This window comes from Streptomyces sp. NPDC059009 (genome assembly GCF_042740175.1).
Taxonomy (GTDB): Bacteria; Actinomycetota; Actinomycetes; order Streptomycetales; family Streptomycetaceae; genus Streptomyces.
The window spans coordinates 213,958-232,422 of sequence record NZ_JBHYJB010000010.1 but is presented as its reverse complement, the minus strand read 5'-3'; the positions used below and the strand labels follow the sequence as shown (position 1 = coordinate 232,422).

The following is an 18,465-nucleotide window of genomic DNA, read 5'->3' as shown; positions in this document are numbered from 1 at the left end:
GGACGCGGCGGTATGTCCGCCCGCAGTACAGCAACCCGCCCAAGCCAGTACTCATTCACTCGCACGGCGCCCCCGGCTTTTCGAGGACGGACATACCGCCGCGTCCCCACCCCGACCCCACCACCGGCCGCCAGCAGCCCCCGCAGCACCCGCAGCCCCCGAGAGCAGGGATCAGCAGGTCAGCTCAGGCTCCGCCCAGTCCGCGTGGTCCGAGTCGTTCCCGTCACCCCCGTCCGTGACCACCAGCAGCACCACCTGCGCCCCGCTCACATCGGCTGAAAGTGCCTGCGCGGGCTGCGCGTTGGTGAGCACGCCGGTCGACGCGGCCTTCTTGCCGTCCGCCCAGATCTCGAAGGCGACGGTCCCCTTGTCGGCCTTCTCGTCGTCCAACCCGACCTGCGCGGTGACCTGCTCGCAGGCTCCACCCGCGTAGTACGAGACCGAGCTGTCGGCGTGTGCGCCGAGCCCCTTCGCGTACGTGACGCCGTTGATGGTGATCGGACCACCGTCGCCGCCCGCGCTCTCACCGTTGCTGGTGTCACGCTCCACGGGCCCCCAGCCGTTCTCCACCGACAGCCACGGCAGCGCACTCAGCGCCGACTTGCCCGCGGGCGGCGCCACCACCACCTGTGCCTGTAGCGGGAGTTGACTTCGGATGTCGACCCCCGACGGAGAGCGGTAGGCCGCGGTGAGCGTGAGGTCGTACGCTCCGGGGGACGAACCCGGGGGCGCGGTCACCGTCCAGGTCGTGCTCAGCGACTTGCCCGTGCTCAGCGCGGACGCACGCGTCGGTGAGGTCGCCTTCACCTGCCACCCCGAGGGCCCGCGCAGCGCTGCGGACACCGAACGCGCCGGTGTCCGGCCGAGGTTGGTGACCTTCGTGGTGAGCGTGCGGTCCTTGCCCGCCTCCACGAACGGGCTCCCGTTCAGGGCGAGTTGGGCGGCGGGCGGGTTCTTCACCCAGTCGCCGTCCGCCGAGACGCGCAGCAGCGTCGTGCCGTGCGCGGGGACGGTCGCCGCGATGGTCCCCGCGGTGTTGTAGCTCTTGTGCTGCCACAGGTCGCGCAGCGTGTACCCGTCGGCGGCCGGGAGCCCGACGGCCTTCGCGGTGGTGCTGATGGACTGCGCGCTGCCCGTCTCGTTGAAGAGGGCGACGACGCGGCTGCCGTCCTTCATCTCCTTGGCGACGACCCAGCGACCGCCCTCGGAGGAGAGCACTTCGCCCTGCTTGCCGAGCGGGTCCTGGTCGACCGCGATGACCTCTTTGTTCCCGAGGATGTCGAAGGTCGCGGGCGTGGCTTTGCGCAGGTCGGAGCCGATGAGGAGCGGAGCGGCCATCACGGACCACATGGAGAAGTGCGTACGGTACTCGGTGTCCGTCATGCCGCCGTTGCCGACTTCCAGCATGTCCGGGTCGTTCCACTGCCCGGGACCGGCGTACCGCGCGAGCGGCAGGTTCTGCTTCATGATCGACAGCATGGAGCCCCAGCTGTCGCTGATGTCCCCGGTGGTGCGCCACAGGTGCCCGACGTCGGCGGCCCACTCCCAGGGCTTGTTCTCGCCCCACTCGCAGATGCTGTACACGATCGGCCGGCCGGTGGCCCGCAGGGCGTCCCGCATGGCGATGTAGCGCTTCTTGGCGTCGACGCCTTGGTTGTTGCAGTTGTCGTACTTGAGGTAGTCCACGCCCCAGTCGGCGAACTGCCGCGCGTCGCTGGTCTCATGGCCGAGCCCGCCGGGGAAGCCCGCGCTGTTGCAGGTCTTGGTGCCCGCACTGGTGTAGATGCCGAGCTTGAGCCCCTTGGAGTGGACGTAGTCGGCAACTGCCTTGATCCCGTTGGGGAACCGCTTGGGGTCCGGCACCAGCTTGCCGTCCGCGTCGCGCGCGGGCAGCGCCCAGCAGTCGTCCAGGTTGACGTACTGGTACCCGGCGTCCTTGAGGCCCTTCTCGACGAAGATGTCGGCGATGCCCTTGACCATGTCTTCGTTGAACTCGGCCCGGCAGTGGGTGGAGTTCCAGTTGTTGAAGCCCATGGGAGGGGTGCGGGCGAGATCGCCCGGAAGACGGGGGGCGCCCTTCAGTGACGCGGCTGACGCAGTCGAGGCGGCCGACGCAGCCGACGCGGCCGGAGTGGCAGGAGAGGGGCGCGAGGGGCCGACGGCCGCGGCCGGGCCGGATCCGGTGGCGCAGAGCCCGGCCCCGGCAAGGGCCACCACGGCGGTCAGGGATCCGACGACTCTTCGGCGTGGTGCACGGTGTGGATGCTGACGCATCATCAAAGTCCTCCGTACTCGCAGAAGTTGGGGGATTGCTGGAGGGAGGTGTCACGGGTGCGCGCTTACGGTAGGCCGTGTTGGACTCTGTTGGAAGAGGAGCGGTAACGGTTCGGGCACCTGGCGCCAAAACCCTTGACGGTGGTGACTGTTGGGAGTGAGATCCAACCCTCGCGTTCGGTTGTGTTCGGTTGGAACCCCTGGAGGGGGACATGGCACAGTCATCGTTCGACGGTTCCGTGGCGCCGGAGGGCATGTCGGGACATCGGATGTCCCGTCGGAACCTCCTGCGGGGTACGGCGATCGGAGCCGGGGCGCTCACCCTGCCCGTCCTGCTCACGGCGTGCGGGGACGGCCCCGGCGGCAACAAGAACCAGATCTCGATGGGCTCCAACGCCTCGGACGCCGTGCCGAAGAAGGCGTTCCAGGCGGCCTTCGACGCCTACGAGAAGAAGTCCAAGAAGACCGTCAAGGTCAACACCACGGAACACAACGAGTTCCAGCAGAACATCACGCGCTATCTGCGGGGCACGCCGGACGACGTCTTCATGTGGTTCGCCGGCTATCGCATGCAGTACTTCGCGGAGAAGGGTCTGCTGACCGACGTGAGCGACGTCTGGGAGAGCTTCAGCGGATTCTCCGACGCCCTCAAGGACCAGTCCACGCACGACGGCAAGCAGTACTTCGTGCCGTACTACTACTATCCGTGGGCCGTCTTCCACCGGAAGAGCCTCTTCGACCAGCGCGGCTATGAACAGGCCAAGAACTGGGACGAGTTCATCGCGCTCGCCAAGAAGATGAGCAAGGACGGCATTCCGGTCGCGTTCTGCGACAAGGACGGCTGGCCCGCCATGGGCACCTTCGACTACATCAACATGCGGCTGAACGGCTACGACTTCCACAAGTCCCTGATGGCGGGCAAGGAGGCGTGGACCGACAACAAGGTGAAGAAGGTCTTCGACCTGTGGCGCGAACTCATGCCGTACTACCAGAAGGGCGCGCTCGGCCGGACCTGGGAAGAGGCCGGGCAGGGCCTGCAGAAGCGCCGCACGGGCATGGCCGTCTTCGGCATGCCGCACCCGGGCCAGCAGTTCCCGGAGAACGAGCGCGACGACATCGACTTCTTCGCCTTCCCCGAGATCGACCCGGAATTCGGCCAGGACGCGGTGGAGGCCCCCATCGACGGCTTCCTCGTCGCGAAGAAGTCCAAGAACGTCGACGGCGCCAAGGACCTCCTGAAGTGGCTCGGCACCCCCAAGGCCGAGGAGATCTACCTCGCCGGTGACCCCAACAACGTGGCGGTCAACGAAGGCGCCGACACCGCCAAGTACACGCCCCTGCAGAAGAAGTCGGCGGAACTGGTGGGCAAGGCGAAGCAGATATCCCAGTTCCTGGACCGCGACACCCGGCCCGACTTCGCGCAGACCGTCATGATCAAGGCGTTGCAGGACTTCATCGGCAACCCGAAGGATGTCGACGGCCTCGTGAACAGCATCGAGCGCCAGAAGAAGGACATCTTCTCGCAGGCCGTCAGCTGACGGTGGGGGACTGGGTTTCCGTGCAGAACTCCACACAGAACTCCCCGCAGGGCTCAGCGCCGAACTCCGGACTGAACTCCGCGCCGAACTCCGCGCCGGACACGGCGCCTTCGAAGCGCGCAGGGTGGCGCGGCCCCCGGGGCCCGCGCCGCTTCACGCCCCGCGACCGCCTCGCGCTCGCCCTCCTCCTGGGCATCCCGGTCCTCCTGGACCTCGTCATCGTCTGGGGCCCCACGCTCGCCTCGGTCGGTCTGTCCTTCACGTCCTGGGACGGCATCGGCGACATCCAGTGGGTGGGCGGCAAGAACTACGAGAGCCTCGTCGACAACTACCCCGCCTTCTGGCCGGCCGTCCGCCACAACCTCCTCTGGGTCGGCTTCCTCGGTCTGGTGGCGACCCCGTTCGGCATCCTGCTCGCCGTACTGATCGACCGGGGTGTGCGCTTCAGCCGCTTCTACCAGTCGGTCCTGTACATGCCCGTGGTGCTGTCGCTCGCCGTCGTCGGCTTCATGGCGCAGCTGATCCTCGGCACCGACCAGGGCGTCGTCAACACGATCCTGAACAACCACGAGGACCCGATCGACTGGCTCGGCGACTCCGACCTCAACATCTGGATGATGATGCTGGCCGCGAGCTGGCGGCACACCGGGTACGTGATGATCCTCTACCTGGCCGGACTCAAGGCCGTCGACCCGGCCCTGAAGGAAGCGGCGGCCATCGACGGCGCGAGCGCCCGCCAGACCTTCTTCCGCGTCGTCTTCCCCACGCTCCGCCCCGTCAACGTCATCGTCGGTGTGATCACGGTGATCGAGGCGCTGCGCGCCTTCGACATCGTGTACGCGGTGAACAAGGGCCGCAACGGCCTGGAGCTGCTCTCCGTCCTGATCACCGACAACATCATCGGCGAGGCGAGCCGCATCGGCTTCGGCTCGGCCATCGCGGTCGTGCTGCTCGTCTTCTCGCTGGGCTTCATCGTCACGTTCCTGGTCCAAGAGCTGCGAGGTGCGCGCGACCGATGACCGCATCCGACGTCGGCACGACAACTCCCGTACGCGGGGCGGGACCTCGCGCCCCCGAGCACTCCCGGCCCCCGCGCCGCAGGGGCCGCTACGGCACGCACATCTTCCTGACGGCCGTCTCGCTGGCCTTCCTGGCCCCGCTCCTGCTCGCGGTCTACGCGAGCCTGCGCCCGTACGAGGAGACGGCGAAGGACGGCTACTTCTCCTGGCCGAAGCACCTGTCGTTCGACTACTACCGCACGGCCTACACCGATTCGGGGATGGGCAAGTACTTCACGAACACGCTCCTGATCGCGATCCCCGCGGTGGTCCTGACCCTGTTCCTGGCCTCGTTCGTCGCCTTCGTGGTCTCCCGCCTGCGCCTGCGCGGCGGCCTCTGGCTGCTGATGCTGTTCACGGCGGGCAACCTCCTGCCTCCCCAGGTGATCGTCACCCCCCTCTACGCCCTGTTCCTCAAGATTCCCCTGCCCTGGTGGATGTCGGACTCCCTGACGCTCTACGACTCGCTCTGGGCGCTGATCCTGGTCAACGTCGGCTTCCAGATCGGCTTCTGCGTCTTCGTCCTCGCCAACTTCATGCGGACCCTGCCGCAGGAGATCCTGGAAGCCGCGATCGTCGACGGCGCGGGCGTCTGGACCCAGTTCTGGCGCATCACGCTGCCGCTGTGCCGCCCCGCCCTCGCGGCCCTCGCGACGCTCGAATTCACCTGGATCTACAACGACTTCCTCTGGGCGCTCATCTTCATCTCCAACCCCGACAAGCTCCCCATCACCTCGTCCCTGAACAACCTCAGGGGTCAGTTCTTCACCGACTACAACTTGCTGGCGGCGGGCTCGGTCCTGGTGGCGCTGCCCACGGTGCTGGTCTTCCTGCTGCTGCAGCGTCACTTCATTGCTGGGCTGACGTTGGGGTCGAGCAAGGGGTAGCACCGAGCTGGCGCAGCGCGGCCTCCAGCGTCGGCGTCGGGGACAGGGTCGGGACGAGCCGGGTGACGCGGAGCATGCGCAGGGTCATGGGGCGGACGCAGACGACGCAGAGGCGGCCGCCCCGCTCGGTGACTCTGCGGTGGGCCCGCACGAGCAGGGAGACGCCGGAGCAGTCGAAGAAGCTGGTGGGCCGCAGATCGAGGACGACGGTCGCGGCGTGCCGGCCGGTGACGGTGTCGAGCAGAGGCAGTATCCGCAGCCGTGCGGCGACGTCGATCTCGCCCCGGAACTCCACCACGACGGCGCCCTTGGCCTCGTGGATCTCCGCGGAGCCGATGGCGCCGTCGGGTCCGGCCGACCCGTCGTACGCGATGCGGCTCTGTTCGCTCTGTGGCACGAATCCCCCCAGTGACGGGCCGACTTGACTCCTGAGGGAGCCGGCACGTCACGGACATCGAATGTGGTGGCCGCCGGGGACTGGGGCGTGTGGTGGCTCACCGTATCGAGGGCCGGGCAAGCCTGGAGTGCGGGAACGATTCATGCAGCCTTGCTATCGCTCGATGGAGTGAAGTCTCCGGGAAGCACTTGACAGGCGATGGCTCACTCGGACGGCTCCGGCCGGTTGTGAGGGGTGGGGGGCTGGTGATGGCCTGGGGGTCCCTCCCGGAACTCCGGGCTCACCGGTTCACCGACTCACTGGCTCTCGCTCACTGGAGGAAGGCGCCGTGACTGGACCCCGCGACACCGACGGCACGGACGGCACCGCTTCGGAGACGTACGCCTTCACCTGTGGTGACTGTGGCACCACCTGGAAGAAGACCTTCCAGGTCAGGCTCATCAGGGACGCCGACGGTGTGGAGGCCCTCGCGTACGCCGACGAGGACGGCGCGCCCGTACGGTCACCGCTGGCCACCGGAGTCTGCCCCTACTGCGGGAGCCATGCCGTCCACGTGATGTCCCCCGAACTGGCCGCCCGCGCAAAGGCCGCCGAACACACGCCCCCCACCCGCCACGGACTCCACCTGCCCCATCGGCGCCACCGGGCAGGCGGGACGGAGCAGGGCGGCAGCTGAGGCCGCGAGGCGCCACCGGGGAGTTGGGGTCCTCGTGGTGCGACCGGGGCGCATGTGATCTGGATCAACTATGCGCGACCCCGATGCGCGAGGGTTCACCTTCGTGACAGCATCGACGGCTCGAGCGCAGCCCCGCTCGGACCAGCCGTCGCCTCACCGGGAGTCATACGTGTACCGCCGCACCACGCCCATCGCTGCTGCGTTCGCCGCGACAGCGGCCCTGCTGCTCTCCGCCTGCGGTTCAGGAGGAGGCGGGGACGGGGACGACATCAAGGGTGCGGGCACGCAGAATAGCGCAAAGCCGACACCTTCCTCATCGAGCGCCGCGGACCGGCCGAAGATGAAGCAGGCCAAGGACTTCACGATGTCCTTCGAAGGTGCGTGGACGAGCAGTGACCCGAAGTCGAACGCGGTGCTGCAGGACGGCAAGGGGCGTGCCGAGAGCGTCAATTCGGCCGTGCTCAAGACCGACCCGAACGCTCCCGAAGTCAGTTTCTACAACACGGGCAGCGCGCTGACCACGGCCAAGTCATGGGTCGCGGGTTTCCAGAAGCATGACCTGACGTTGACCGGCCGGCTCAAGTACTTCGCCCCGAAGGTCCAGTTCAAGGGTGACTCGGCGTTTCTGAACTACTGCTCCGACGAGTCCAAGGCGTTCTCGCGGGACAAGAAGACCGGCAAGGCCAACTACGACTCCAGCGGCAAGGACAATCTCGTCCTGTACACCACGAAGTTGTCGAAGGGGCAGAACGGCGTCTGGCAGACCACGGCAGTCGAGTCGGCGCGGGGAGGCTGCAAGTGATACCGACGTGGCTGCGCACGGGCACGGTGGTGCTGGCCGGGCTGCTGCTGTCGGCGGTGCCGACCGCGGCCCATGCCGGCATCGACAACGGCGGCGACAAGGGCGGTACCGAGGGCGGTGATCCACCGGCCGGAGCCGATGGGCAGGACCTGTTCACCTCGATCCACCACAGCCGGATCCAGATCAGTGGGTCCGGCAGCAAGGGCGGTTCCGGCAAGGGGAGCCTCACGCCCATCGACCCGAACTGGACGCCTCCGCCGTGCTGGTACGAGCCGACGTTCAAGCCCGAGCAGCTGCGGGACTTCGTGAAGAAGCTCGGGGACCACGGGCTGGCGCCGGTGGCCGTCGGGAACCAGTGGCAGGGGCCGCTGTGGGAGGACCACTACAAACTCGGCAAGCGGTGGACCTATGACGATCCGGGCTACAAGGACTTCAACGTAGGCAAGAAGGGCATGTTCTGGCGGGCCATCGAGCGGCCCGACTCGCGCGGCAACATCACCAAGTGGGACTGCTTCAGGACGGCGTTCTGGGTGCCCCAGGGCGAGACGCCGAAGAGGGAGAACGCCATCACCCCGAAGGGGCTGGCCGAGTACGCCTATGACCGGGTCCGGGTGCCGGACACCGAGGTCGAGTTGAAGCCGAAGGCCAAGTCGACGGTGAATCTCCCGACGTGGGCCTGGCTCGACAAGGGCACCTTCAAGGACGTGCACGTGCGTGCCTCGCTGCCCGATGTCGGCATGTGGTCGGAGGTGACGGCCAAGCCGGTCAGCCTGCACCTGAACCCGGGTACGGGCGACGCGAAGACGTACCCGGCCTCCGGCGAGTGCCGGATCAACGACGACGGCTCCATCGGCACGCCGTACCGGGCCGGGGACTCCGAGCAGGATCCGCCCTGCGGCATCCAGTACCTGCGCGCCACGGACGGCGCACCGTACAAGATGAAGGCGTCCCTCACCTGGAAGATCACCTGGGAGGGCTCGGACCACGACGGGGTGCACAAGATGCCCGACGGTGTCTTCGAGACGACCCAGGCGGTCGACGTGCAGGAGGTCCAGTCCGTGAACCGCTGACGGAGCGCCGGGCCCTCCCTTCGGCCCTCCTTGGTTTCCGTGGCACGCTGAAGCGGGCAAGCCTCAGGGGGCCAACAGAAGAGGGGGAACCGTGATCGTTTGGGTCAATGGCGCGTTCAGTGCGGGCAAGACCAGCGCCGCACAGGAGCTGATCGAGCTGATCCCGAACAGCACACTCTTCGACCCCGAGGTCATCGGTGGCGGACTGCCGTATCTGCTGCCGCCCAAGTGCCTCGCCGAGGTGAGCGACTATCAGGATCTGGCGATCTGGCGGCGGCTCGTCGTGGACACGGCCGCCGCGCTGCTCGCCGAGGTCGGAGGCGTCCTCGTGGTGCCGATGACGCTGCTCAGACAGGAGTACCGGGACGAGATCTTCGGGGGCCTCGCCTCGCGGCGGATCCGGGTGCGGCACATCCTGCTCGACGTGGACGAAACGATCCTGCGGGAGCGCATAGCCGGCCGCGAGGAGCGCATACCCGGCCTTGACGCCACGGGTGGGTCGGGCGACGGGGACGTGGGGGTGCGGCAGTGGTCGTACGACCACATCGAGCCGTACCGGGAGGCGGTCCGGGGGTGGTTGGGGGGCGACGCCCACCGGATCGACGTCAGCTCCCTCACTCCGTACGAGATCGCCGAGCGCGTCGCCGACGCGGTGCGCAGCGGGGCCGCGCCCGTGTGCGACATCGTGCAGACGCCGGAGCCCACCGGTGAGACGCTCGCCGCCGGGGTGCTCCTGTTCGACGAGGAGGACCGGTTTCTGCTCGTCGATCCGACGTACAAGGCGGGGTGGGAGTTTCCCGGCGGTGTCGTCGAGCCGGGGGAGGCGCCCGCGCGCGCGGGGATGCGGGAGGTCGCCGAGGAGACCGGCATCCAACTCGTCGATGTGCCGCGCCTCCTGGTGACCGACTGGGAGCCGCCCGTGCCGCCGGGGTACGGCGGGATGCGGTTTCTCTTCGACGGCGGGCGGCTCGACGGGCGGGAGGCCGAGCGGGTGCTGCTGCCGGGGCCCGAGCTGCGCGGCTGGCGGTTCGTGACCGAGCAGGAGGCGGCGCGGCTGCTGCCGCCGGTGCGGTACGAGCGGCTGCGATGGGCGCTGCGGGCGCGGGAGCGCGGGGCCGCGCTGTATCTGGAGGCCGGTGTTCCGGTGGGCTGAGGGGGCACTGTCGACGGGTGGGACACAGGGCGGGAGCCGACGGCGCGAGCATTCGGCCGAGATGGGTGTTCCCCTCGGCGGACTTTGCCGACCAGCAGCCGTTCTGAGGCGGAATTGACGGCGGAACGTCACCTTTCTGGAATGACGCGGGAGCTTACGTGGAACCGGGACAGCCCTACGGTGACAGGCGCAGCTCACCTCTAGCGGCTTCGGCCGCTCCACAGGGCCGGGTGGTGACCGCCCGGCGGAACGGAGGGACATGCGCGCGCAGACTTCCGCCCTCGCCAGGGGATTCACCCTCGCCGCCGGGCTCACACTCGTCCTCGCGGCCTGCGGTGGCGGCGGGGACGACGACGGGGAGAAGTCCTCCGCGGGGCTCTCGGCCTGCTCGCAGGAGGGCAAGGCGAACACCTGCAACTCCGCCGAGACCAAGGCGGGCGGCTCCTTCACGTACACGATGGAGAAGAACATCCAGCAGTGGAACGTGCAGGACACGAACGGGAACACCTTCGAGAACGGCGAGGCCCTCGGGGTCGTCCTGCCCTCCGTGTTCGTGCCGCAGCCGGACTTCACGGTGAAGCTCAACACCGATCTCGTCACCTCGGCCACCCAGACGAGCACGAGTCCGCAGACCTTCGTCTACAAGATCAACCCGAAGGCGAAGTGGAACGACGGGACCGCGATCTCCGCCGAGGACTTCATCTACTACTGGCGCACGAACAACGGCAAGGACTGCCCGCCGCCGCCCAAGAGCGACGAGAGCCAGACCAAGGGGTGTCTGCCGCAGTCCACCGCCGGCTACGACCGCATCAAGTCGGTCAAGGGCTCCGACGGGGGCAAGACCGTCACCGTGGTGATGGCCAAGTCCTACTCGGACTGGAAGCAGCTGTTCGGTGCGGGCTATCCGCTGTACCCGGCGCACATCGCCATGAAGGTGGGCGGCGGGAAGAGCGCCGCCACCATGACGGGTACTCAGATGACCAAGTCCTGGCGGTACTTCGGCAAGACCCCGCCCACCGAGTACGCCACCGCGGGCCCGTATCTCATGAAGGAGTGGAAGGACAACGACCACGCCACCTTCATGCCCGACCCCAAGTGGTGGGGCGCGCGCAAGCCGGTCCTGGAGCGGCTGATCTTCAAGGTCATCACGGACGCCACCCAGGAGCCGATCGCCCTGCGCAACAACGAGGTGCAGGGGATCTATCCGCAGCCCGAGGTCGACCTGGTCAAGCAGATCAAGGACATCCCGAACGTCACGTACACCATCAGCAACGGCCTGAACTGGGAGCACTTCGACCTGAATCTGCACGACCCGGTGATCGGGAAGTACAAGGAGCTGCGGCTCGCGATGTTCACGGCCCTCAGCGTCAAGGACATCATGGCCAAGACGGTCGGCCAGTTCGACCCGAAGGTGAAGCAGCTCGGCAGCCACATGCTGGTGCCCGGACAGGCCGGATACCAGGACGTCGTGACCGCCACCGGGCAGGGCTCGGGCAATCTCGACAAGGCGAAGAAGTATCTGACCGACGCCAAGTTCACCGGGGTCGGGTCGGCGCTGAATACGCCCGACGGGAAGGGGGTCGGCCCCTTCAACTGCCGCTACACGACCGGCAACCAGGTGCGGCAGAGCGAGTGCCAGATCCTGCAGAGCTCCCTCGCCGAGCTCGGCATCAAGATCAATATCAAGCCCATCGGGGCCGCTGATCTCGGCACGGTGCTCGCCGGGCACCAGTACGACATCATCGTCTTCGCGTGGGTGGCCTCGCCCTTCCCCGGCAGCAACGCCCAGCAGGCGTGGATGACCGGAGGCGGCGGCAACTACGGCGGCTACAGCAACAAGAAGGTGGACTCCCTCATCAGCCAGGCCATCGAGGCGACGGACTCCGCGAAGGCGGCCCAGCTCCTCAATCAGGCCGACGCGGTGATGGTCAAGGACGCCTACGTGCTCCCGCTGTACCAGAAGCCGACCTTCCTCGCCGTGCAGAACCGGTACGTGAACATGCGGGACAACGCCACCAACGTGGGCCCGCCGTACAACACGGCCGAGTGGGGTCTGAAAAAGTAGAAGCGGGTCCTTACGGCCCAACTCCCTTGCCCGGCTCCGGTGTTGATCCGGGGCCGGGTGCCTCAGCAGTCGTCCCGTACGCCCGGGGGAACGCCCGTGCTCGCCTACACCCTGCGCCGCATCCTCGTCTCCATTCCCGTCCTCATCGCCTCCACCCTGATCGTCTTCCTCATCGTCATCAACGCGGGCGACCCCGTCGCCAACTTCGCCACCTCCCGGCAGCCCCCGCCCAGCAAGGCCGCCGTCGACGCCTTCGCCCACCACATCCACGCCGACCAGCCCGCCGCCGAGCGCTACTGGAACTGGATCACCGGCGTGCTGCACGGCGACTTCGGGCCGTCCGTGGAGCCCAACCTCGACATCGGGCACGACCTGTTCACCCGGTTCCGGGTCACTCTGGTCCTGGTGGTCACCGCCATGGCGATCGCCCTGATCCTCGCCGTGGCCTTCGGGGTGTACAGCGCGCTGCGCCAGTACTCCGTGTCCGACTACGCCATCACCTTCATCGGCTTCCTCTTCCTGGCCATGCCTGTGTTCTGGTTCGCCGTCCTCCTCAAGCAGGGCGGCGTCTGGTTCAACGACGTGACCGGCAGCAGCTTCCTCGGCACCATCGGCGAGAAGTCCGCCTACCTCGAGAACGACACGGCCTGGAACCGGTTCACCGACCGCCTCGGCCATCTCGTCCTGCCCGTGATCACGCTCGCCCTGGTCTCCTTCGCGTCGTGGACCCGCTACACCCGCGCCTCCATGCTGGAGGTCCTGGGCAGCGACTACGTGCGCCTGGCCCGCGCCAAGGGGATCCGGCGCGGCAAGGTCATGACACGGCACGCCCTGCGCACCGCGCTCATCCCGCTCACCACCGTCGCCGCCCTCGACATCGCGAGCCTGCTCGGCGGGGTCGTCATCACCGAGACGATCTTTCAGTGGCACGGCATGGGCGAGATGCTCGTGCAGTCGGCGTTCAAGGTCGACGTCTACCGCACCATGGCGTGGCTGCTGCTCTCCGCGGTCATCGTCATCGTCCTCAACCTCTTCGCCGACCTCCTCTACGCCGTCCTGGACCCGAGGATCCGCTATGACTGACACCGAGGCACCCAGGGCGGCCGGGGGCGAAAGCCCGCGCCCCGACCGGGAGTTCACCGTCAAGGAGCGCACCCAGACCCAGCTGATCCTGCGCCGCTTCCTGCGCCACCGCGCGGCCATGGCGAGCCTCGTGGTGCTGCTCCTCATCGTCGTCTGGGCGTTCGTCGGGCCGCACCTGTGGCACTACTCGTACGGGACGTACACCCCCGACAACTCCCAACCCCCCTCCGCGGACCACCCGTTCGGCACGAACTCCTCGGGCTACGACTCCTACGCCCAGGTCATGCGCGGCACCCAGACCTCGCTCAAGATCGCCGTCATGATCGCGCTCGGCTCGACGCTGATCGGCTCCGTCTGGGGTGCCGTCGCCGGGTTCTACCGGGGCCCCGTGGACGCCGTCATGATGCGGATCGCCGACCTCGTCCTGACGCTGCCGCTGCTCGCCATCGCCCTCGTCATCTCCGGGCGCACCGGCGGCTCCTGGTACTGGATCGCCGTCGTCATCGCCGGGCTCACCTGGGCGTACGTCTCGCGCGTGGTGCGCTCCACCGTGCTGTCCCTGCGCGAGAAGGAGTTCATCGAGGCGGCCCGGGCGCTCGGCTCGTCCGACACCCGCATCATCTTCCGCCATCTGCTGCCCAATTCACTGGGCCCGATCATCGTGAACGCCACCATCCTGGTCGCCACCGGCATCCTCACCGAGACCGCCCTGTCGTTCCTGAGCTTCGGCGTGCAGCCGCCCGACACCTCGCTCGGACTGCTCGTGGCGCAGGCGCAGACCGCCGTCGACACCCGGCCGTGGCTGTTCTACATCCCCGGCTTCTTCATCATCGCGATCGCGCTGACCATCAACTTCATCGGGGACGGGCTGCGCGACGCCTTCGACCCACGCCAGCAGAGGGTGCGCCAGTGATGAACACGAGCAGCAGCGAGGGCGTGCGGGCCGCCCTGCCGACCGAGGAGACGGTGCTCGAAGTCGAGGACCTGCACGTGGAGTTCAGCACGGAGGACGGTGTCGTACGGGCGGTGCGCGGCGTCGGCTACCGGCTCGAACGGGGCGACTCGCTGGGCATCGTGGGGGAGTCGGGCTCGGGGAAGTCGGTGACGGCGCTCGCGGTGATGGGGCTGCTCGCGCCGACCGCGCGGGTACGGGGATCCGTGCGGTTCGAGGGCGCGGAGCTGCTCGGGCTCTCCGACGCCGGGCTCTCGGACGTGCGCGGCAGCGGCATCGCGATGATCTTCCAGGACCCGATGACGTCCCTCAACCCCGTCTACACGGTGGGCTTCCAGATCTCCGAGACCCTCCTGAGGCACCACCCGGGCCTCACCCGCAAGGCGGCCCGCGAGCGCTCCGTCGACCTCCTCGACACCGTCGGCATCCCGCACGCCGCCCGGCGCGTCGACAGCTACCCGCACGAACTCTCCGGCGGGATGCGGCAGCGCGTCGTCATCGCCATCGCCATGGCCAACGACCCGGCCGTGATCATCGCCGACGAGCCGACCACCGCGCTCGACGTCACCGTGCAGGCCCAGATCCTCGACGCCCTGGAGACCGCCCGCGCCGAGACCGGCGCCGCCCTCGTCCTCATCACCCACGACCTGGGCGTCGTCGCCGGGCACGCCGACCGCGTCGCCGTCATGTACGCGGGCCGCATCGTGGAGCACGGCGCGGTCGAGGACCTCTTCTACACCCCGCGCATGCCCTACACCCTCGGGCTGCTCGGCTCGCTGCCCCGCATGGACCGCGAGGAGGAGCGCCTCACACCCATCACCGGCGCCCCGCCCTCGCTGCTCAACCTGCCGCCCGGCTGCCCCTTCGCCCCGCGCTGCCCCATGCGGCAGGACGTCTGCGACCGCGACGAGCCACCGCTGCGGGAGACCGAACGGCGCGGCCACCGCTCCGCCTGCCACTTCTCCGAGCAGCTCGTCGACACAGGCGCGGAGGAGGTCTTCGAGGCGACGGGCGCGGACACGGAGGCGCTGGCGAGGCTCGCCGGCACGGAGCCCGGCGCCGTGCCGACGGAGGCTGCGCCCGCCGATGAAGACGCCGCACCCGCCGATGAAGACGCCGCGCCTGCCGCTGAGGACACAGCGCCCACCGACGAAGGAGAGGAAGGAGGCGACCGCGCATGAGCAACACCACCGCGCACCCCGGCAAGCCGCTCCCGCCCCTGCGCGAACAAGGCGGCAGCGGCGAGCCGGTCCTCCAGGTCCGCGACCTCGTCAAGCACTTCCCGGTGCGTTCGCGCGGCCTCCTGCGCCGCCGCATCGGCGATGTGCACGCCGTCTGCGGGGTCTCCTTCGACCTGTACGAGAACGAGACCCTGGGCCTCGTGGGCGAGTCGGGCTCCGGCAAGACCACCACGGCGCGCACCCTGCTCAACCTGGAGCGCGCCACCGCCGGCCAGGTCCGCTACCAGGGCCGTGAGCTCACCGAGTTGAGCCGACGTCAGATGCGGCCGCTGCGGCGCGAGTTGCAGATCGTGTTCCAGGACCCGTACGCCTCGCTCGACCCGCGCATCGCCGTCCACGAGATCGTGGCGGAGCCGCTGCGCATCCACGACCGGTACGGGCCCGGTGCCCGCGCCGAGGTGCGGGAGCTGCTCCGGCTCGTCGGCCTCAACCCCGAACACGGCAACCGCTTCGCGCACGAGTTCTCCGGCGGGCAGCGCCAACGCGTGGGCATCGCACGGGCGTTGGCGCTGCGGCCCCGCGTCATCGTCCTCGACGAACCGGTGTCCGCCCTGGACGTGTCCATCCAGGCCGGCGTCCTCAACCTCCTGATGGACCTGCAGAGCGAACTCGGCCTGTCCTTCCTCTTCGTGGCCCACGACCTGTCGGTGATGCGGCACGTCGCGCACCGCATCGCCGTCATGTACCTGGGCCGCATCGTGGAGATCGCCCCGACCCGGCAGCTCTTCGCGCGCCCCGCCCACCCCTACACCCAGGCCCTCATCTCGGCCATCCCGCTGCCCGATCCGCACAAGGAGCGGGCCCGGCGCCGCATCACCGTGCAGGGCGACGTGCCGAGCCCGATCCGCCCGCCCAGCGGCTGCCGCTTCCGCACCCGCTGTCCCAAGTACGCGGGCGAGCTGACCGAGAGCGAGCGGACGGCCTGCGTGGAGTCGGTGCCCGAGCTGGTGGAGCGGGGCGGCGGGGCGCCGGTGGCGTGCCACTACGCGGAGGCGGTGGAGCTCCTGTAGGCCGCCCGCAGCGCCAGGTCGGCGCGCTCGGTCACCGGGTCCCCGTGCCCGAAGCACGCCACCTCCGCGTCCAGGCCCGCGAGCTTCCCGAAGGAGTCGACGGCGCGCTCGCGGTCGACGTTGAGGACGCCGAGGATCACCTGGCCGTCCAGCGGGGACACGGCGATCGCGTCGCCCGTGAACAGCACGCCGTGGGACGGGAGATGGAGCCCGATGCTGCCGTCCGTGTGCCCCGGGGTGTGCACCACGCGCGCCCCGCCGCCGAAGTCCAGGACCTCGCCGTCGGCCACCTCCCGCACCCCGGGCACGGGCGCCACCGGCACCTGCGGCAGCAGCGCCTTCGCGTTCGCGTGCACGGACCGCTCCCAGTCCCCCTCGTACACCGGCTCGGGGCCCGCCACTTCACCCCGTACGACCGGAGCCTCCAGGCGGTGCGCGACCACCTCGGCGCCGCTCAGCGCCGCGAACGCGGCCGCGCCGCCCATGTGGTCCTCGTGGAAGTGCGTGAGCACGACGCGGCGCACGTCGCGCGGGTGGCGCCCCAGCCCGGTGACGGCCGCCGCGAGGTCGGCCGCCGCGCCGGGCGGGCCCGCGTCGACGAGGGTCAACTCCTCGCCGTCGCGCCACAGATACGCCTGGCCGACGGGGAAGCGGAGCAGGTGGAGCCGGGGAGCGATCTCGATGACGTCCATGGCCCGACCGTAAGGAAGGGCCCCCGCGCAAGGCGAGGGCCCTTGGCCGACAGCAGAGCGAGCCGTCGGTGGCAGAGCGAAGCGCCGGCAGCAGAACGCACCGCCGACGGCAGAGCGAACAGCCGGCAGCAGAGCGGGCGAACCCGCCGGGCTCAGCGCGCCGCGTACTTCTGCAGGAACAGCGCCTCCGCCACCGAGAGCCGCTCCAACTCCTCAGGAGAGACACTCTCGTTGACCGCGTGGATCTGCGCCTCCGGCTCGCTCAGGCCGATGAGGAGAATCTCCGCATCGGGGTAGAGCCCGGCCAGGGTGTTGCACAGCGGGATCGAGCCGCCCTGCCCCGCGTACTGCATCGTCTCGCCGGGGTACGCCTCGCCCATCGCGTCCGCCATCGCCGCGTACGCCGGGCTCTTGGTGTCCGCACGGAACGCCTGGCCCTGCCCGATCTGCTCGGTCTCCACGCGGGCGCCCCACGGGGTGTGCGCCTCCAGGTGGGCCTGGAGCAGCTTCGTCGCCTCGGCGGCGTCCACGCCCGGCGGCACCCGCAGGCTGATCAGCGCACGCGCGCCCGCCTGCACCGACGGGGTGGCGCCGACGACCGGCGGGCAGTCGATGCCGAGCACCGTCACGGCGGGGCGGGCCCAGATGCGGTCGGCGACCGTGCCCTCGCCGATGAGCTCCACGCCGTCCAGGACCTTCGCGTCCTTGCGGAAGGCCGCCTCCTCGTACTGGAGGCCGTCCCAGACCGCGCCGCCCGCCAGGCCGTCGACCGTCGTCGAGCCGTCCTCGGCGCGCAGCGAGTCGAGGGCGCGGATGAGGGCCGCGAGCGCGTCGGGGGCGGCACCGCCGAACTGGCCGGAGTGGAGGTTGCCTTCGAGGGTGTCCACGCGCACACGGACGAGGGTCATGCCGCGCAGCGTCGAGGTGACCGTCGGCAGGCCGACCCGGAAGTTGCCCGCGTCACCGATGACGATCGTGTCGGCGGTGAGCAGCTCCGGGTGCTGCTCCGCGTACCGCTCCAGGCCGCCCGTGCCCTGCTCCTCCGAGCCCTCCGCGATGACCTTCACGCCGACCGGGACGCCGCCGTTCGCCTTCAGGGCGCGCAGCGCGAGCAGGTGCATGATGACGCCGCCCTTGCAGTCGGCGGAGCCGCGCCCGAACCAGCGGCCGTCCCGCTCCGTCAGCTCGAAGGGCGGCGTGACCCACGCGGCCTCGTCGAGCGGCGGCTGGACGTCGTAGTGCGCGTACAGGAGGACGGTGGGGGCGCCTTCGGGGCCGGGCAGGAAGCCGTACACCGACTGGGTGCCGTCCGGGGTGTCGAGGAGCGCGACGTCCTGGAAGCCCTCGGCGCGCAGCGCGTCGGCCACCCAGTTCGCGGCGGCCTCGCTCTCCGACTTCGGGAACTGATCGAAGTCCGCCACCGACTTGAAGGCCACCAGTTCGGTGAGCTCCTCCTTCGCCTTCGGCATGAGCGAGGCGACGGTCTCGGCGATCGGATTCGGCGACATGGGCACGCTCCTCGTAGGTGCGACGTTGTACGTGTGGGTAGCAGTGATCCTCCCACAGG

General features: G+C 69.2%; 16 protein-coding genes. 12 read left to right on the top strand and 4 right to left on the bottom strand.

Annotated features, from left to right (window positions below):
* Positions 1 to 171 precede the first annotated feature (171 nt).
* Positions 172 to 2,274 carry an NPCBM/NEW2 domain-containing protein gene (locus ACFWYM_RS13240; protein WP_384834663.1) on the bottom strand — a complete coding sequence of 701 codons (2,103 nt, stop codon included), beginning with the start codon at positions 2,272 to 2,274 and terminating at the stop codon, positions 172 to 174.
* A 269-nt stretch (positions 2,275 to 2,543) separates the two neighbouring features.
* Here ACFWYM_RS13240 and ACFWYM_RS13235 point away from each other — a divergent pair, with 269 nt between their 5' ends.
* From ACFWYM_RS13235 to ACFWYM_RS13225, 3 genes are all read left to right on the top strand, one after another.
* Positions 2,544 to 3,812: an ABC transporter substrate-binding protein gene (locus ACFWYM_RS13235; protein ID WP_384834692.1), complete on the top strand. Its 1,269-nt coding sequence runs from the start codon at positions 2,544 to 2,546 to the stop codon at positions 3,810 to 3,812.
* A gap of 71 nt (positions 3,813 to 3,883) precedes the next feature.
* On the top strand, positions 3,884 to 4,831 hold the full coding sequence (locus tag ACFWYM_RS13230; RefSeq protein WP_384834689.1) for a carbohydrate ABC transporter permease: 948 nt from the start codon (positions 3,884 to 3,886) through the stop codon (positions 4,829 to 4,831).
* A complete protein-coding gene (locus ACFWYM_RS13225; protein ID WP_384834660.1) occupies positions 4,828 to 5,757 on the top strand; it encodes a carbohydrate ABC transporter permease in 930 nt (309 codons plus the stop codon). The genes ACFWYM_RS13230 and ACFWYM_RS13225 overlap by 4 nt, the downstream gene beginning before the upstream one ends.
* On the opposite strand, the gene ACFWYM_RS13220 is transcribed toward ACFWYM_RS13225, so the two are convergent.
* Positions 5,720 to 6,154 carry an STAS domain-containing protein gene (locus ACFWYM_RS13220; protein WP_384834658.1) on the bottom strand — a complete coding sequence of 145 codons (435 nt, stop codon included), beginning with the start codon at positions 6,152 to 6,154 and terminating at the stop codon, positions 5,720 to 5,722. The two genes, ACFWYM_RS13225 and ACFWYM_RS13220, sit on opposite strands and share 38 nt — an antisense overlap.
* 328 nt (positions 6,155 to 6,482) lie before the next feature.
* Here ACFWYM_RS13220 and ACFWYM_RS13215 point away from each other — a divergent pair, with 328 nt between their 5' ends.
* From ACFWYM_RS13215 to ACFWYM_RS13175, 9 genes are all read left to right on the top strand, one after another.
* Positions 6,483 to 6,830 (top strand): hypothetical protein, encoded by a 348-nt coding sequence (locus ACFWYM_RS13215; RefSeq protein WP_384834655.1) that lies wholly within the window; start codon positions 6,483 to 6,485, stop codon positions 6,828 to 6,830.
* A gap of 169 nt (positions 6,831 to 6,999) precedes the next feature.
* The gene (locus ACFWYM_RS13210; protein ID WP_384834652.1) at positions 7,000 to 7,632 is read left to right on the top strand and encodes a hypothetical protein; all 633 of its coding nucleotides are present in this window, start codon (positions 7,000 to 7,002) and stop codon (positions 7,630 to 7,632) included.
* Positions 7,629 to 8,702: a hypothetical protein gene (locus tag ACFWYM_RS13205; RefSeq protein ID WP_384834649.1), complete on the top strand. Its 1,074-nt coding sequence runs from the start codon at positions 7,629 to 7,631 to the stop codon at positions 8,700 to 8,702. The genes ACFWYM_RS13210 and ACFWYM_RS13205 overlap by 4 nt, the downstream gene beginning before the upstream one ends.
* A gap of 91 nt (positions 8,703 to 8,793) precedes the next feature.
* Positions 8,794 to 9,855 carry an NUDIX domain-containing protein gene (locus ACFWYM_RS13200; RefSeq protein ID WP_384834646.1) on the top strand — a complete coding sequence of 354 codons (1,062 nt, stop codon included), beginning with the start codon at positions 8,794 to 8,796 and terminating at the stop codon, positions 9,853 to 9,855.
* Between the two features lie 259 nt (positions 9,856 to 10,114).
* Positions 10,115 to 11,920 carry an ABC transporter family substrate-binding protein gene (locus ACFWYM_RS13195; RefSeq protein WP_384834643.1) on the top strand — a complete coding sequence of 602 codons (1,806 nt, stop codon included), beginning with the start codon at positions 10,115 to 10,117 and terminating at the stop codon, positions 11,918 to 11,920.
* 96 nt (positions 11,921 to 12,016) lie between these two features.
* Entirely contained in the window at positions 12,017 to 13,003 is a 987-nt protein-coding gene (locus ACFWYM_RS13190) for an ABC transporter permease (protein WP_384834640.1), read from the top strand.
* Positions 12,996 to 13,916, top strand: coding sequence for an ABC transporter permease (locus ACFWYM_RS13185; RefSeq protein ID WP_384834637.1), 921 nt, complete (start codon positions 12,996 to 12,998; stop codon positions 13,914 to 13,916). The genes ACFWYM_RS13190 and ACFWYM_RS13185 overlap by 8 nt, the downstream gene beginning before the upstream one ends.
* Positions 13,916 to 15,136, top strand: coding sequence for an ABC transporter ATP-binding protein (locus ACFWYM_RS13180; RefSeq protein WP_384834634.1), 1,221 nt, complete (start codon positions 13,916 to 13,918; stop codon positions 15,134 to 15,136). Before ACFWYM_RS13185 ends, ACFWYM_RS13180 begins: the two co-directional genes overlap by 1 nt.
* Positions 15,133 to 16,206 carry an ABC transporter ATP-binding protein gene (locus ACFWYM_RS13175; protein WP_384834631.1) on the top strand — a complete coding sequence of 358 codons (1,074 nt, stop codon included), beginning with the start codon at positions 15,133 to 15,135 and terminating at the stop codon, positions 16,204 to 16,206. The genes ACFWYM_RS13180 and ACFWYM_RS13175 overlap by 4 nt, the downstream gene beginning before the upstream one ends.
* On the opposite strand, the gene ACFWYM_RS13170 is transcribed toward ACFWYM_RS13175, so the two are convergent.
* Together ACFWYM_RS13170 and ACFWYM_RS13165 are read right to left on the bottom strand one after the other, a co-directional pair.
* Positions 16,179 to 16,898, bottom strand: coding sequence for an MBL fold metallo-hydrolase (locus ACFWYM_RS13170; protein ID WP_384834628.1), 720 nt, complete (start codon positions 16,896 to 16,898; stop codon positions 16,179 to 16,181). The two genes, ACFWYM_RS13175 and ACFWYM_RS13170, sit on opposite strands and share 28 nt — an antisense overlap.
* 152 nt (positions 16,899 to 17,050) lie before the next feature.
* Positions 17,051 to 18,406: a dipeptidase gene (locus ACFWYM_RS13165; RefSeq protein ID WP_384834625.1), complete on the bottom strand. Its 1,356-nt coding sequence runs from the start codon at positions 18,404 to 18,406 to the stop codon at positions 17,051 to 17,053.
* Positions 18,407 to 18,465: the final 59 nt, after the last annotated feature.

Excerpts from the sequence above, each read along its gene's own strand:
- ACFWYM_RS13240 (WP_384834663.1), bottom strand. The coding sequence starts at position 2,274 with ATGCGTCAGCATCCACACCGTGCACCACGCCGAAGAGTCGTCGGATCC.
- ACFWYM_RS13235 (WP_384834692.1), top strand. The coding sequence starts at position 2,544 with ATGTCCCGTCGGAACCTCCTGCGGGGTACGGCGATCGGAGCCGGGGCG.
- ACFWYM_RS13225 (WP_384834660.1), top strand. The coding sequence starts at position 4,828 with ATGACCGCATCCGACGTCGGCACGACAACTCCCGTACGCGGGGCGGGA.
- ACFWYM_RS13195 (WP_384834643.1), top strand. The coding sequence starts at position 10,115 with ATGCGCGCGCAGACTTCCGCCCTCGCCAGGGGATTCACCCTCGCCGCC.
- ACFWYM_RS13185 (WP_384834637.1), top strand. The coding sequence starts at position 12,996 with ATGACTGACACCGAGGCACCCAGGGCGGCCGGGGGCGAAAGCCCGCGC.
- ACFWYM_RS13180 (WP_384834634.1), top strand. The coding sequence starts at position 13,916 with ATGAACACGAGCAGCAGCGAGGGCGTGCGGGCCGCCCTGCCGACCGAG.
- ACFWYM_RS13175 (WP_384834631.1), top strand. The coding sequence starts at position 15,133 with ATGAGCAACACCACCGCGCACCCCGGCAAGCCGCTCCCGCCCCTGCGC.
- ACFWYM_RS13170 (WP_384834628.1), bottom strand. The coding sequence starts at position 16,898 with ATGGACGTCATCGAGATCGCTCCCCGGCTCCACCTGCTCCGCTTCCCC.
- ACFWYM_RS13165 (WP_384834625.1), bottom strand. The coding sequence starts at position 18,406 with ATGTCGCCGAATCCGATCGCCGAGACCGTCGCCTCGCTCATGCCGAAG.